General features: G+C 49.7%; 15 protein-coding genes. 8 read left to right on the top strand and 7 right to left on the bottom strand.

The annotated features are described in order from the left end of the window. The first annotated feature begins 28 nt into the window (after nucleotides 1–28). The 3 genes from L6H70_RS24055 (at nucleotide 29) to L6H70_RS24045 (ending at nucleotide 2868) form a co-directional block, all read left to right on the top strand. On the top strand, nucleotides 29–1615 hold the full coding sequence (locus L6H70_RS24055; protein ID WP_236336709.1) for an ABC transporter substrate-binding protein: 1587 nt from the start codon (nucleotides 29–31) through the stop codon (nucleotides 1613–1615). 225 nt (nucleotides 1616–1840) lie between these two features. After that, nucleotides 1841–2332, top strand: coding sequence for a GNAT family N-acetyltransferase (locus L6H70_RS24050; protein ID WP_236336708.1), 492 nt, complete (start codon nucleotides 1841–1843; stop codon nucleotides 2330–2332). A gap of 8 nt (nucleotides 2333–2340) precedes the next feature. Further along, complete coding sequence (locus tag L6H70_RS24045; protein ID WP_236336707.1) at nucleotides 2341–2868, top strand: hypothetical protein; 528 nt, start codon at nucleotides 2341–2343, stop codon at nucleotides 2866–2868. Here L6H70_RS24045 and L6H70_RS24040 read toward each other — a convergent pair. Beyond that, entirely contained in the window at nucleotides 2865–3443 is a 579-nt protein-coding gene (locus L6H70_RS24040; RefSeq protein ID WP_236336706.1) for a class I SAM-dependent methyltransferase, read from the bottom strand. The genes L6H70_RS24045 and L6H70_RS24040 overlap by 4 nt on opposite strands. Nucleotides 3444–3943: 500 nt before the next feature. Between L6H70_RS24040 and L6H70_RS24035 the strand changes: the two genes are divergently transcribed. Next, nucleotides 3944–4522 (top strand): sigma-70 family RNA polymerase sigma factor, encoded by a 579-nt coding sequence (locus L6H70_RS24035; RefSeq protein ID WP_236336705.1) that lies wholly within the window; start codon nucleotides 3944–3946, stop codon nucleotides 4520–4522. Further along, nucleotides 4512–5492 carry a hypothetical protein gene (locus tag L6H70_RS24030; RefSeq protein ID WP_236336704.1) on the top strand — a complete coding sequence of 327 codons (981 nt, stop codon included), beginning with the start codon at nucleotides 4512–4514 and terminating at the stop codon, nucleotides 5490–5492. The genes L6H70_RS24035 and L6H70_RS24030 overlap by 11 nt, the downstream gene beginning before the upstream one ends. 50 nt (nucleotides 5493–5542) lie before the next feature. Here L6H70_RS24030 and L6H70_RS24025 read toward each other — a convergent pair whose 3' ends face one another. The 4 genes from L6H70_RS24025 to L6H70_RS24010 form a co-directional block, all read right to left on the bottom strand. Continuing rightward, nucleotides 5543–6079 carry a MerR family transcriptional regulator gene (locus tag L6H70_RS24025; RefSeq protein WP_236336703.1) on the bottom strand — a complete coding sequence of 179 codons (537 nt, stop codon included), beginning with the start codon at nucleotides 6077–6079 and terminating at the stop codon, nucleotides 5543–5545. 235 nt (nucleotides 6080–6314) lie between these two features. Beyond that, a complete protein-coding gene (locus L6H70_RS24020) occupies nucleotides 6315–6968 on the bottom strand; it encodes an HAD family hydrolase (RefSeq protein WP_236336701.1) in 654 nt (217 codons plus the stop codon). 48 nt (nucleotides 6969–7016) lie between these two features. Continuing rightward, a complete protein-coding gene (locus L6H70_RS24015; protein ID WP_236336852.1) occupies nucleotides 7017–7661 on the bottom strand; it encodes a response regulator in 645 nt (214 codons plus the stop codon). Nucleotides 7662–7664: 3 nt separating this feature from the next. Next, complete coding sequence (locus tag L6H70_RS24010; RefSeq protein WP_236336699.1) at nucleotides 7665–8825, bottom strand: sensor histidine kinase; 1161 nt, start codon at nucleotides 8823–8825, stop codon at nucleotides 7665–7667. Between the two features lie 183 nt (nucleotides 8826–9008). Here L6H70_RS24010 and L6H70_RS24005 point away from each other — a divergent pair, with 183 nt between their 5' ends. Both L6H70_RS24005 and L6H70_RS24000 read left to right on the top strand, forming a co-directional pair. Continuing rightward, the gene (locus tag L6H70_RS24005) at nucleotides 9009–9815 is read left to right on the top strand and encodes a CPBP family intramembrane glutamic endopeptidase (protein ID WP_236336698.1); all 807 of its coding nucleotides are present in this window, start codon (nucleotides 9009–9011) and stop codon (nucleotides 9813–9815) included. 83 nt (nucleotides 9816–9898) lie between these two features. Continuing rightward, the gene (locus L6H70_RS24000) at nucleotides 9899–10609 is read left to right on the top strand and encodes a DUF421 domain-containing protein (protein WP_236336697.1); all 711 of its coding nucleotides are present in this window, start codon (nucleotides 9899–9901) and stop codon (nucleotides 10607–10609) included. 105 nt (nucleotides 10610–10714) lie between these two features. Here the strand turns inward: L6H70_RS24000 and L6H70_RS23995 are convergent, their stop codons facing one another. Further along, nucleotides 10715–11425, bottom strand: coding sequence for an SDR family NAD(P)-dependent oxidoreductase (locus L6H70_RS23995; RefSeq protein ID WP_236336696.1), 711 nt, complete (start codon nucleotides 11423–11425; stop codon nucleotides 10715–10717). A gap of 99 nt (nucleotides 11426–11524) precedes the next feature. Here L6H70_RS23995 and L6H70_RS23990 point away from each other — a divergent pair, with 99 nt between their 5' ends. Then, nucleotides 11525–11884, top strand: coding sequence for a MerR family transcriptional regulator (locus L6H70_RS23990; RefSeq protein ID WP_236336695.1), 360 nt, complete (start codon nucleotides 11525–11527; stop codon nucleotides 11882–11884). Between the two features lie 55 nt (nucleotides 11885–11939). On the opposite strand, the gene L6H70_RS23985 is transcribed toward L6H70_RS23990, so the two are convergent. Further along, the gene (locus tag L6H70_RS23985; RefSeq protein ID WP_236336694.1) at nucleotides 11940–13568 is read right to left on the bottom strand and encodes a copper amine oxidase N-terminal domain-containing protein; all 1629 of its coding nucleotides are present in this window, start codon (nucleotides 13566–13568) and stop codon (nucleotides 11940–11942) included. Nucleotides 13569–13688 lie beyond the last annotated feature (120 nt).

Genomic DNA, 13688 nt, shown 5'->3' with positions numbered 1-13688 from the left:
TATCTAACTACAAGGGGGAAGGCTTGAGATGCTAAAAAGAAATAGAATGATGTTGCTGGCGCTCGTTTTAACCTTCGTTATGATTCTGAGTGCATGCGGCGGCGGTAATAACAATGCCAATGCACCGGCAGAGGCTACCAATAATGCAGCAAATACCGCTACAGACACCGGGAATGCGGCAGATCCTGCAGCTTCAGATGCCATCGATACATCCAAAGAAGTGAAGCTGAAAATGATTTTTGTGGGACCTAAGCCGGTAGATTATGATAGTGTTTTTGCAGAAATCAACAAAGTATTGAAAGAAAAGATCAATGCGACTGTAGAAGGCGAGTTCCTGGACTGGTCCGACTGGGCACAGAAATATCCGCTGAAGCTCGCGGCTAATGAAGATTTCGACCTCATCTATTCGGCGAACTGGGCCGGCTACAATGACCAGGCGCTGAAGGGCGGATTCCTGGAATTGACGGATGAGATGCTTAATAAATACATGCCGGAAACGGTAGCAGCTATGTCCGATGTAAGCTGGGATCAGGCCAAGGTTAACGGTAAGCTGTACATGGTTCCGCAAAACAGAGGCGAGTCGGTAGAGAAGATGATCCTGTATCGTGAGGATTTGCGCAAAAAATACAATCTTCCTGAAATCAACAGCCCGGAATCGTATGCTACGTACTTGAAGACGATCGCTGAAAAAGAGAAAGGTGTTACCCCGTTCACACCGGAAACAGGCGACTGGAAATATCATAACCTGGACCGTGTACTGCTGAAGCAGCAGAATGAATGGAATATGTTCGACCTTGACCTTCCGTTTGCCTTCAAATTAGACGATCCGACAGGCAAAGTATTCAACGTTTATGAAACACAGGAATTCAAGGATCTGCTGGTTTATTACAAGGATCTTGCGGATAACAATGCCTGGTCGAAAAACGTGCTGAACAGCAAAAACGACCATCAGGCAGACTTCAAAGCAGGCAAAACCGCATCGATTACGCACAACAACGGTACCCTTGGTGCACTGATGGCGTTGATGCGCCAGGAAAATTCGCCTTATGAAGTAGCGCTGGCTGACATCAACCAAGGCAAGAAGAAATCGGTAGCGATCTCGACACAGAACGGTACATCGATCCATGCCACTTCGAAGAATGTAGAACGTTCCCTGATGTTCATCAACCTGATGCAGAACGATAAACAGCTGCATGACCTGATGATGTACGGTATCAGCGGCGTACACTATGAACCGGTTGGCGATGACAAATACAAAGCGCTCGACAAGAACCCGAACTATACCGGCTTCTCGAACTGGAACTTCAACTCGCCGCTTAACCGCGACAATGAAGCTTTCCCGCAGGAAGCTTCCGACTTCGTAAAAAAATGGGAAGCTGAAGTTTACCACTATGATCTTGAAACATTCGTATTCGACAACAGCAAAGTGAAAACGGAAATTGCCAATGTCGGCAATGTAATGCTCCGCTACGCTATTCCGCTCGAATACGGCGTAATCGACAATATCGACAAAGGCCTTGCAGACCTGAACAAGCAGCTGAAAGCGGCAGGCGTTGAGAAAATCCAGACCGAGCTGCAAGCGCAGATCGACGCTTTCCTGGCGAATAAGAAATAAAGAACATTAAGCAATAGACCGCAATAGCTACGAGAGCCTCCGCCCATATGGGCGGAGGTTTTTTGCCGGAAATGCCTTGAGCCTACCCCGGAGACAAGTCTATGTGTCAGATTTAGAATTATTTTCCTGGAGTGAGGGTATCTGATAAAATAAGGGGAATATAGTTGTCCAGCAAAACTTCAGTTAGCTAAAGGATAAGTCAAACCCACACAGAGGAGGGCTAGAATGATTCGATTATGCGGGAAACAAGATGAGGATACCATGTACCGGATTATTAACGATGCAGCCAAGGCATACGAGGGGGTTATTCCAGCTGACCGGTATCACGAGCCGTATATGAGCCGGGAGGAGCTGGGCCATGAGATTGAGAATGGGGTTGTTTTCTGGGGGATCGAAGAGGACGGAGAGCTTGTGGGGGTGATGGGCATTCAGGATAAAGGCGAGGTGGCATTGATCCGGCATGCGTATGTCCGAACAGCCCGGCGTCAAGGCGGCATCGGGTCGTCCCTATTAAAACATATTATTTCCCTTACGGAGAAGCCTATCCTGATCGGCACCTGGGAAGCTGCGTCCTGGGCGATCTCTTTTTATGTTAAGAACGGATTTGCTCTGGTTACCGCGAATGAGAAGAAGATGCTCCTGCAAAAGTACTGGGATGTCCCTGAGCGGCAAATCGAGACCTCTGTAGTTCTGGCTTCGGCGGATTTTCTTATATGATGATAGGATTGGACAAACAATTCGCAAGAAGATTAGCGATCATGCTTGAATCGGGGCTGATTTGGTATGAGCACTATTTCATGTTCTGCGACGAAATCATTGAAAAGTTAGATAAACCACCCTATTGGATTATTGACCTTGCGGTAACCAGCTATAATAAAGACGCGGAGAGGATTGTGAATACCTACGCCTTTTCTGAGCCGTTCGAAGCTTTCGAGGATTCATTATTTGATCTCCATATCGGTTGTTTGTTTTTGAGGTATGAGCGGAGGGAAATGTCCTGGTCTGCTTTTTTGAAGGCCTCCGGTGATTTTGCAGACGGCTATCAAATCGTAAAAAATGGATGCGGATTCTTCTATGATATGCTGGATATGTATGTACACAGCGAATACTCCGCCGATTTGGAATATCGTCAGGCGGAGATGCTTCAAAAAGACTTTAAGGAAGAAATAGAAGAGGCGCGATGGTTATATGCCCCCTTTGTCTATTATTTCAGGAAATATGTATTATCACATAAAGGACAGAGTGAAGCTTAGTAGTGATACACATACACCTTAGTCCGCAGACGGTCCTTGCAGGTTATAGTACGGATAGGCTGCCTGCCCGGCAGGGCAAAACAGACGCTGATCACCACTGCGCCGGGAGGCAGCTCCTGCTTGAATTTCTCCGCCAGCCGTACCATTGCGCCAGGGAACAAATAACAGAGCACAATATCGGCATCGCTATAGGAGCTTTTATAGATATCTCCCCGTTTAAAATAAACCCTCTTACATAGACTTTCCTGGCTGCCGGCTACCGGCAGGAACCGGGTCAGCAGTATAGTATGCAGCTGAGAAAACCACAAAGGCAGGCTGGAATTCTCAATACCGGTCAGCCTTTTGCCGGGACAATGACGGATGACGTCCAGCCCCAGCGTCCCCCAGCCAGACCCCGCCTCAATAATATTGCCGTACCCCGGAATCCGGTTCACCTCTGCGGAAACTACCAGCCGGACAGATTTGGAGGTAGGCATCGGCGAGATCCCATTCCTCCAGCTTATGAGCACAATCCACACCACGGACAGCAAAACTACGGAAGCGACAATCCAGGGAATGATTTCAAGGACGGACATAGGTGGCTCCTTCTTGGCCTGCCTGCGGCAAGCTGTGATGTATAGAATAAACTAACTAAATTTAAGCATGGAAGCAGTGTGGATTGTCCCAAAGGTACTCCTTGAGAGGCACAGGCTTGTTGAACTCTGTGCAGGCATAGTAGTGGGATTTTCTCCATCTAATTATCACGAGAAGGGACAGAGAGAGATACTAGTGGGAAATTATCCCGCTAATTCCTTACATACATCTCCAAATGAGCATTTTCCAGGAAATTAGATGGAGGTTTTCCATTTAAATTCTGATTTACGGTGAAACTGAAAGGTTTAGGTGGAGGTTTTCCCACTATATACAGGAGTGATTTCAATTTCAATAGAAATGTTGAACAAAGGGACGGCTATTAGGCATTTTGGGGGAGTGGAGTGCTACAAAGGGCGCTTATTGAAAGTATTACTTTCCCATTTGAACCTTTCTACCCCATCGAGCCAATATCCGTTGTAACACCTGAATGGAGGCCGGCCTTATGAAGGACTTAGATTTAACCCCGTGGCTTATCCGGATGAGCCAGGGAGATGAACAAGCGTTCCAGATCGTTTACGAAGCTACACGGGATCATGCTTACCGCTTCATCAGCTATCTCGCCCCACGTCCGCAGGATGCCGGTGATATTATGAGCGAGGTGTATCTTGAGCTCTTTAGAAGTGTGCATAAGTATGATCCGCAGCAGAACTTTGGCTCATGGTTCAGCGGTTTGATTGTCAGGCAGGTACGGGGCTGGAAGCGGAAGGAATGGCGTCTCTTTCGGATTACTGAGAAGGTGAAGCTCAGCACTCCGAAGTCAGCAGGTTCTGCCGCAGAGATCCAGTTTACGGCGCTGGATGACCAGCTGGAATTGCTTCCGCTCCTGCAGACACTACCGCTCAAGCTGAGGGAGGTTATTGTCCTCCGCTATTATCAGGATTGCTCTCTAGAGGAGATTTCCAGGCTCTTGAAGATTCCGTTAGGCACTGTAAAATCCAGGCATCATCATGCGCTTAAGCAATTACGCCGCAGGTTTGACGGGCAGGATGTACGAAAGGAGGGGGATGGCTTTGTCTATTGAGAAGCGGCTGGCAGAGGAGTTCGAACGGGATTCCCGGATGTGTCCTTCCGATCTGGATGTCCGGATAACGGCGGAATACAGGCAGCAGGTGATGCAACAAGGGGGAAAATCATTGATGTTCAAAAAAAGTAAAATGCCCAAGTTCGTCTTGGTTACACTTATCCTTATCTTGGTGTGCGGATTTGGCTATGCCGGGGGCAGGCAGCTGTTCTCTGATCACGGCAAGCTGTCTATCAGCAACCGGACAGAGCAGCAGCTGGAGTTCAAGCAAGAGGATGTGGCGAAGATCCGTGGTTCCCTGCAGCAAGTAAAAGCACAATTAAGTCCAGGGGAATCAGCCGTTGTATATCTTCGGGATTATGACCTGGAGGTAGAGGGGACACCTGTTGTCTTCGGCATCACTAATCCGCTGCTTATTCCGTTAGAGGCATGGAAAACTGCACTGCAGCAGCAGGGTGTCCAGGAGAAGCTTCCCGATACCCTGCTGGGGAGCTATAATCTGGCTGAAGGTATGGAGACATCACCTTTCCAGGCTACTTTAGGGAAGGATGCTTACGCTATTCTGGATGAGCTGAAGGCCGAGGGCAAGACATCGGGGAGTGAGATGCTGTGGCGCAAGACCGGTGCAACCGATGATATTGTGGCTACCTATACCTCTGTTTACCGCAATGCAGCTGGTGACACGCTTTATTTAACCTGGCAAATTGCCGGCAGTGATAGTAATCCCGTGATCTTTCAGTTAAGTCCTCCCGGGATTACTTCTGAAGATGCCCAGATCGGCGGAATAACCGCACATTATTTGAAGAATGATCAGTCGCTGTTCGGGCAGAGCCCTGTTCATCAGGACGTGACCTGGCTAAGTCAAACCGGAGACAAGGCCGTGGCTTATCATGTCCAGACGGACTCCGTGTCGATGACCAAAGAGCAGTTAGTGGAGGCAGCCAAGAGCTTATTGCAGCAGCAGGAGTAACATAGAATCAGCCCAGACCCCGTATTCATGGGGCCTGGGCTGATTGCGTTTCACAGAGAGAATAAAGTACGCAGCAGGCTGCGTTTCTTAGGCGGGGCCTTCAGCTTGGCGGCGGCAACGGGGTGCAGCTCTTCATGGGCTGCGGCTGCCTGGAGTCCCGGCTGTTGTATCGTTTCTATGGATAATGCCAGCTGCTGAATCATCTGGCGCAGGTCTTCAAGCTCCTCGCGCTGGCGGAGCAGCTGTACGGAGACCACCTCGTCCGCTTTCTGGTCAAGCGAGTGTTCGATTTGCGTGATGCGGGACCACATTTCATGCATGGGTTTATCCTCTGTCTGCACGGGCCGTATGCTCTGCAGCGGCCCTGCAGGCTGGTTGTGGCCCGTCAGCGTAATGCGGTCCAGGGTTTCCCCCTGATCGATGCGGGTTTTAATAGACTTTAGCAGACTGACTTCCTGCTGAGAGAAGATATAGTGCCCAAACCGGTCCTTTGGAAAGACATTAGGGAACATGGCGGCCCAACGTTTAATCGTGGTCTGGCTGACGGACAGCAGCTCTGCAACTTCCTTGGTCTTGTACATTTCCATTTTGATTCCTCCGCTTGGGGTATTTTGCTATTAACAATTCGCCCTTCGAAAGCGACTCCCTGCACGGGTGACAAAGGTGGTGCCCATTCGCTAAACAAAGTGTTATTGCGAGTAAAGGTGAGTGGAGCAGTGAACTATTGTTCTACATAAACAGGCCGGATTTTACTTTTTTCTGGGCAGCAAAGAGACCGCAGCCAGCGTGGCTGCGGTCTCTTCCATACATTGTGTGTCTGCCCTACCTGCGTTCCTCCGCCAGCACCTCAAGAAATTCAGAGACGTGGCTAAACACTCCATCCGGCTCCACATCATAAGTCTGGCTCTGATAAGTAGACAGCCAGCGTACGCCGTAGGTACGCAGCCCGGCGGCTTTGCCGGCGAGGATATCCGCATTGCTGTCGCCAATGAACACAGCGTCTGCCGGGTCTATGCCCAGGATGTCCAGCGCTTTGTGGATGCCCTCCGGGTCAGGCTTGGGTTTCTCCACGTCATCACCTGTAATCGCGAGCTGGAAGATTCCCCGCATGTTCAGCGCCTCAGAGGAGATCCGGTAAGCGCGTTTTCCTTTGCCGGTAATCACCGCGGTCTTGATGCCCTGATCCTTCAGCCATTGCAGCAAACCGGCAATCTCCTGATTTCGGACCGATTCTCCGGCGTGGCCTGTTTCATAGATCGAGAAATAATCCTGAACAGCCTGCGGCACAGCAGCTTTATTGCTAAAGTTAGCTTCAATAATCTCTTCCTCCGTCGGGCCGAACATCGCCACCAGCTCATCATTGGTTACATCCCGATTCTCGTATTGTCTGAACACGGCTTTAAAAGCAGTGAATGATAACGGCAGCGTATCGGCAAGCGTACCGTCGAAATCAAATAATACCGCTTGAATTGGCATAGCAAGATCACCCTTTGATTGGATTAGAAATACATAAGCCGGTAAGGTCTATTTTCCCTGGAGATAGAGGATCAGTTCGCTGCGGCTGCTCAGCTGAAGCTTGTCGAGGATATGGGATACATAATTTTTAACGGTACCCTCCGTTACGAATAGAGCCTGCCCGATCGCCTTATTACTCTTTCCCTGCATGACTTGTTCGGCTACATCCATTTCCCGCGGTGTCAGCAGCTGGCGTATATCTGGTTTTGCTGCGGCTTGCTCTGCCGGCTTGGGAGGTATGGCATGCAGGGCATTCACAATTCTTGTGGTTACCTGCGGATGGAGCAGGAGATTGCCTTCGTTCGCGGCCCGGATACATTTGATGATTTCCTTTGAATCAGAGTCTTTGAGGATATAGCCGTCAGCACCGCTTCTCAGACCGTCGAAGATATACTCATCTTCATCAAAGGTGGTCAGGATGATAACCTTCACCCCAGGATAGAGCTGTTTCACGATTGCCGTAGCCTCGATACCGTTCATAACAGGCATTCGGATGTCCATCAGAATAACGTCAGGAACCTTGCTCTGCAAAAGGGTAAGAAGCTCTTCTCCGTTAGCCGCCTCTCCGACGATGGCAATCTCCTCATATAAGCTCAAAATCATTTTTAATCCGTCTCTTACGATCCCTTGGTCATCTACAATCAGGATCTCAATCACCTATACCAGCTCCTTGGCTGCGACATATGGAATTTCGGCGGTGACTGCAAAGCTGCGGTCATGGGCAGAGGAGAATTGGACGGTTCCCTCCAGGGAGTGTATCCGTTCCTCTATACCACGGATGCCGTGCGACTTCCGCAGATGATTACAGGCCTCGCCATCATTTTGTACAACCACTTGGATAACGCTCCTGGATTTTTTTATTTCAATATAAAAGGTTTGAGCCTTGCCGTGTTTCAACCCGTTGGTTACCGCTTCCCGCACCGTACTGTAGATCGCATGTTTAATATCCGGGGTGGCAACTTCCACAGCTTCGTCAAAATCAAATGTAAACGCCAGCCGACCCTTCACTTGTATACTGTTGATCATCTGGTTCAGGGACTTCTGAAGCTCCATCCGTTCATTTAAGGCGCTCGATTTCAGCACGGCGACAGCCTTCCGGAGATCATCAATGCTTGCCTGTGAAATGGCGAGAGCTTTGGTGATAACCTCCTTCGTTTTTTGCGGGTTAGCGTCCGCTATATTCCCGGCATACTCCAGATGCATTTTTAGTGAGACAAGTCCATGTCCGATGGAATCATGCAGCTCCTGGGCAATCCGCGTTCGTTCCTGGGCGATGGTAATCTCTTTAAGCTTGGCATTGGCTTCAGACAGCTCAACATTTAAGGCTTCGCCTTTCTTCTTCTGCAGACTGTTGCTGCGGAACAGATAGGCGAGCAGCAGCATGGCCAGATAGGCGAAGAGGGAATGTGTAACATCAGCCTTAAGCTGTATTAGCGTATATAGGAATACGGCCATATGAACAACCAATAAACCAGGCTGAATCTTGCTGTTGTACAGGAACATTTCGATAACCGGGAAGATAAAATAGACATCTGTAGCCAAGCTGTCGAACTGCACCATGTATATGCCGATTCCGGCGATGCTCGCAGCCATAGATCCGAAGTACAGCATCCGGTTGTTTCTAAAGAAAAGATAGAGGCGAATCCGAAAATAATCATTCACTTGAATAAGCAGAATACCGGCAGTGTAAGCAGCCTGCGCTTCTGTGGAAAGATGGGGCTGCATCAGGATCTCATATAATACCAGTAGAGTAATTGCGATCCGGAAGACCAACATCAGAATTGCCGGTTTGTTTTTTAGGGGCTCATATACATCCACAACAGATCACATCCGCCTTATTGAATTCCATCCTTTTACATTATACCTGTTTCTTCAAGAGGAGTAATAGATTACTAAAGTCATAATCACAATGCTTACTAAAGTCTGTTTCTGCAAATCGCTTACGGCAATACAATGAGAGGGTGATGAGAGGGAAATATATATTAATGGGAGTGCTCACTTATGATTAGAAATGGTCTATCGCGGCTTAAAGCTGAAACTCTGTATTCAATTACCGTACTATTGACCGCCTGGCTCGTGACTGCAGTTTTATTCATTGACCCGGCAGTAGGTGTGAAATATTTTTCAATCATTATGTTTATTCCGGCGCTTATCGCTGTGGGCTTTAGAAAATTTCTGTTGAAAGAACGGGTCACTGGCAACAACAAAGGAAACCTCAAAGCTCTGTTATTTGGCATTGGTTATCCTATAGGCTTAGTGCTGCTGTGTGCGGTTGTGTCGCAGCTGCTCGGGATCGGAACGTTTAAGTTTGATGAACTCCCCGATACCGGAGGAATCATAAAAATGGTGATCATGATTATCGTCAATCTGTTCGCGGTGTTAGGGGAAGAATATGGCTGGCGGGGGTACCTGCTTCCGAAGCTCACTGTGCAACACGGAAAGATAAAGGCGACGCTTATTGTGGGGGCAGTATGGGCGTTGTATCATGTTCCAGCCGTTTTTCTCCTGGCCCAGGCAACCGGAATGAGTCATCCGCTGCTGCTGTGTGCCATTCAGGCTTGTGTTGTGTTTACGGTTAATTTTGCATTCTCCTATTGCTACTATTTATCGGGCAGCCTGGTGCCGGTGTTGTTCTTTCATTCGGTCTGGAATGTTGTAAATACGGCAGTGCTCGGCGATATTTATACGAATCAGCAAGGTATAGTCGGGGGCAGGCTGATTCTGATTAACGGAGAAGGCCTGCTGGGGCTTGTTATCGGCGGGTTGATGATCATCTGGTTTGTTAGAAGATTGCAACGGGGCAATTAGTTCCGGATACGTACCGGAGAATTTATTCTGGAGGATATGTTGTGGTTTGCGTTTGGGGATAATGGGGAGAGGAGGAGGTAAGGATGACCTATACTGAAATTTTGATCCGGGCAATTCTATCGGTTGTACTGCTGCTGTTCATTCCCAAAATACTGGGCAAGCAGACGATTTCCAATATGACCTTTCATGATTTTGTGACCAGTATTACGCTGGGCTCTCTTGCGGCCAACCTTGCGTTTAATGTCAGCCTGAAAGCCTCATATTTAGTTTTGGCTCTTGTGGTGTTTACGGCTACCGCTTTTCTGCTGTCGGTCCTGGCTCTAAAAAACCGCAAGATGAGAAGCTGGATCTCCGGCTCTCCTACCGTACTCATTGAAGATGGCAAGATCATGGAAAACAACATGAAAAAGATCCGCTATACCCTGGATTCGCTGGACCAATCTTTAAGGGAAAAGGGAATCTTCAACATCGAAGAAGTGGACTACGCTGTGCTTGAAGACAATGGAGAGGTCTCTGTATTGAAGAAGGAAGCCTACCAATTTGTCACCAAAAAGGATATGGGAATTCCTCAGCATGCGCAGGATTTTCCTGTGGAGCTGATTATGGATGGTATGCTGGTGGAGGATAATTTGAAGCTGCACGGACTGACCCGGGAGTGGCTGGAGAGTGAGCTTGGGAAGAAACGGAAGGGAAAGACGCTGGCAGATGTGTTCTATGCGGTAAAAGGCACACAGCAGCAGCTGGTATTCGATTTCTATGAGGACGGTATCCGTCAGCCGCTCGATCAGGAGTAAGCAGGACAGCAGGGCAGCCGCAAGTCACGGCTTATGAGGCTGCTGCTGATGCACAAAAACCGGGAAAGCAGAGGCCTCCCCGGTTTTTTGGCGACCGTATTCTTTTTACCAGGCGTAAACGCCATTCAGATCCAGGAACTCTCCGTTATGGCGCTTGCCGTCTGTGGCGTAGCCCACGATGATCGCTGCCCCGTCTTCCTTGGATTTTCCGCCTTCGGCATTGCCGTTCAGATCGGTCTTCGTGAACCCGGGGGTGACGGCGAATACTTGGGCGTTGCTGTTGCCCAGTTCGATGGCCATCGCGACGGTCATGGCATTGTTGGCTGTTTTGGAGGCGTTGTAGTCGAATGCATTCAGCGCATACTCCGCATGCTGCATGAAGTGAAGTGACGCCATATCCGTCGAAACATTCACAATCGTGCCTTCATTCTGCTTCATGAGCGGGAACAGACGCTGGTTCAACCGGAAGGTTCCGAAGAAATTCACTTCAAAAGCGTTCCGCAAATCCTCTTCCCGGGTCGTGCTGAACGAGCTGGAGAACGCCCCCGGCATGCCGGCATTGTTAATCAAAAGCGTCAGATCGGAGTAGCGTGTCTGAATGGCGGCAGCGGCCTGTTCAATACTGTCCAGATTCGTCATATCCAGCTGCAGAAACTCCACATCCAGGCCCTGGCCGGTTAATTCGGCAACTGCAGCCTCTCCCCGCTCCATGCTGCGTGCGCCGAGCAATACCTTCCAGCCCGCTGCCCCGAGCTGTCTTGCGATCTCCAGTCCAATCCCCTTATTTGCACCTGTTACCAAAGCTGTCTTCGTCATCTTTATCCCTCTTTCCTCAGAGTAAAATCTATTAATAATCCGAAGCTTACTATGCTACACTTAGTGTAGGTCAACACTAAAGTTCAGGACGTGATGAAGATGTTTACGATTGGACAGGTTGCTAAGCAGGTAGGGCTGAACATAGGAGCGATCCGGTTCTATGAACGCAAAGGCTTACTGGAGCCAGCGGTCCGCAATGAACAGAACAACCGGCTGTACAGTGAGGATGTGATCGGCTGGCTGGAATTTCTGAAATGCCTGCGTGAGACGGGAATGAGTGTGGAAGAGGTTAAGAGGTACTACGACATGGTCAAGACGGGAACATCTACCCTGCCGGAGCGGACGAAGCTTATTGAGGACCAGAAGCAGGCACTGCTGGACGATATCGAGAAGAAGAAAGCGCAGCTTGTTCACTTGGAGCATAAGCTGGAGCGGTATTACCGCGGGGAGAATTATTAGACAATAGAGGCCATCCCTTGGCGGGATGGCCTCCTCTTTTACAAGCTTCAAGCAATTAGTGGCTGTGCTCCATTGATGTTGCCGTTGCTGCCGGCATTGACTTAGTCAGCGTAATCGCCCCATTACTCTGAGTCCACTTCACATCCCAGCCGAGCAGCTCGGCAATGAAGCGCACGGGAACCTGAACGCGGCCCTTATCCAGGAAGACAGGAGCCCCGATGTTCTTGCGCTGCCCGTTCAGCTCCATGTAGGACTGTCCGGCCCAGAACACTGCGGTATTGTTGCCGTCTTTAATCCAGAGCGTTTTCTTAGTGTTGTCCCAGGTAACGTCGACGCCAATGGCTTCGCCGAGGTAACGGAGCGGGATGAAGATGCTGCCTTTTTTCATGACCGGTGTGACATCCATCTTGCTGGTTTTACCGTTAACGGTTACAGCTGTGCTGCCTGTCATCATCGAGATGGTTGTCATGCTTGCCGCCGGTGCTGCAGTTTTCCCGTGGAACTTGTCCGGGAACTGGGCGACGATGCCGCCGGTCAGTTCACTTGCCGTCATGAACATATGGGCATAGGCGGTGCGTTCGAAGGTATACGCGTTAGCGAAGTCTTTATTTACATAGCTGTTGAACGTGTCCAGCAGGTGGCCGATGTGCATTTTCAGGCCTTCGGCGATGGCTGCTGTTTCAAAGTAAGCGGGATTTGCGCTATGGAAGAACGCGGCCTGCTTCATCCGGTAGTCTTCCAGCTCAGCAACCGCCTTCTGCCGTCCGGCTTCATCACCCGCCGCAGTAGCCTTTACATAATCCACAAAATATCCGATATGGGATGTCCAGACCGTCTTAAAGGCATCGCCTGCAGCCTTGCCGTATACGGAGGCAATTGCTGCAGACAGGTCCTCAGTGTTGCTGTTCAGGGCACCTGCCGCAGCGGTAAAGTCAGGTGCGCCGTCGATGCCTTTTTGCATAGCAAGTGCAGCCAGGGTGGCATGCTCACCAAGCAATTGTCCAAGCCCGGCACGCAGGTCGATTCCCGGTGAGGCTACAGACTCCGCAGGGAATTTAGCAGGGAACTGGGCCTCAATTCCGGCGGACAGTGCAGCGGCGGTCATGAACATATGTGCATAAGCTGTCCGGGTGTCCGCATAAGCACCGGCATAATCTTTATTTACGTAGCTGTTGAAGGCATCCAGCAGGTGGCCAATATGCATTTTCAGACCGTCTGCAATGGCAGCCGTCTGGAAATACTCCGGGTTGGCATTGTGGAAGAACTCCGCCTGCTTCATCCGGTATCCTTCCAGTTCAGCAACGGCTTTTTGACGGCCGGCTTCGTCTTTAGCGGCTGTGGCTTTCACATAGTCTACGAAGTAGCCGATATGGGAGGACCAGACCGGTTTGAAGGCATCGCCTGCGGCCTGCCCGTAGACGGAAGCGATCGCTGCACTGAGGTCATCTGTATTCTTACCCAGAGCGGCGGCGGCATTCCCGAAGTCTGCGGCACCGTCATAGCCTTTTTGCATCGCAATTACAGCCAGCAGGGCATGCTCCCCGAGCAGCTCACCCAGTGTTGCCTGTAAACTTGGTGCGGCCCCGTTCGTATCCACTTCATGGGCACTGGCAAGCACAGGTATAAATAAACTCAGACACAGCATCAGGATGGCCAGCTTACTTTGCAGTTTTTTCAAATTCATTCACTCCTTCATTCAAAGTTGAGCCGCTAATCAAAAGCGGTTATACTCAGTGGAACGTAAGAAACTTGGAGTTGGATCACTTTTTAGTAAATTAAATTTGAAGTATAAATCTATCCAACT

The organism is Paenibacillus auburnensis, assembly GCF_927798115.1.
Taxonomy (GTDB): domain Bacteria; phylum Bacillota; class Bacilli; order Paenibacillales; family Paenibacillaceae; genus Paenibacillus_AQ; species Paenibacillus_AQ auburnensis.
The sequence above is the reverse complement of the archived record's forward strand: the minus strand, read 5'-3'. Positions and strand labels throughout refer to the sequence as shown.

Coding starts and splice junctions, on each gene's coding strand:
- L6H70_RS24055 (WP_236336709.1), top strand. CDS start 29: ATGCTAAAAAGAAATAGAATGATGTTGCTGGCGCTCGTTTTAACCTTC.
- L6H70_RS24050 (WP_236336708.1), top strand. CDS start 1,841: ATGATTCGATTATGCGGGAAACAAGATGAGGATACCATGTACCGGATT.
- L6H70_RS24040 (WP_236336706.1), bottom strand. CDS start 3,443: ATGTCCGTCCTTGAAATCATTCCCTGGATTGTCGCTTCCGTAGTTTTG.
- L6H70_RS24035 (WP_236336705.1), top strand. CDS start 3,944: ATGAAGGACTTAGATTTAACCCCGTGGCTTATCCGGATGAGCCAGGGA.
- L6H70_RS24025 (WP_236336703.1), bottom strand. CDS start 6,079: ATGGAAATGTACAAGACCAAGGAAGTTGCAGAGCTGCTGTCCGTCAGC.
- L6H70_RS24020 (WP_236336701.1), bottom strand. CDS start 6,968: ATGCCAATTCAAGCGGTATTATTTGATTTCGACGGTACGCTTGCCGAT.
- L6H70_RS24005 (WP_236336698.1), top strand. CDS start 9,009: ATGATTAGAAATGGTCTATCGCGGCTTAAAGCTGAAACTCTGTATTCA.
- L6H70_RS24000 (WP_236336697.1), top strand. CDS start 9,899: ATGACCTATACTGAAATTTTGATCCGGGCAATTCTATCGGTTGTACTG.
- L6H70_RS23995 (WP_236336696.1), bottom strand. CDS start 11,425: ATGACGAAGACAGCTTTGGTAACAGGTGCAAATAAGGGGATTGGACTG.
- L6H70_RS23990 (WP_236336695.1), top strand. CDS start 11,525: ATGTTTACGATTGGACAGGTTGCTAAGCAGGTAGGGCTGAACATAGGA.
- L6H70_RS23985 (WP_236336694.1), bottom strand. CDS start 13,568: ATGAATTTGAAAAAACTGCAAAGTAAGCTGGCCATCCTGATGCTGTGT.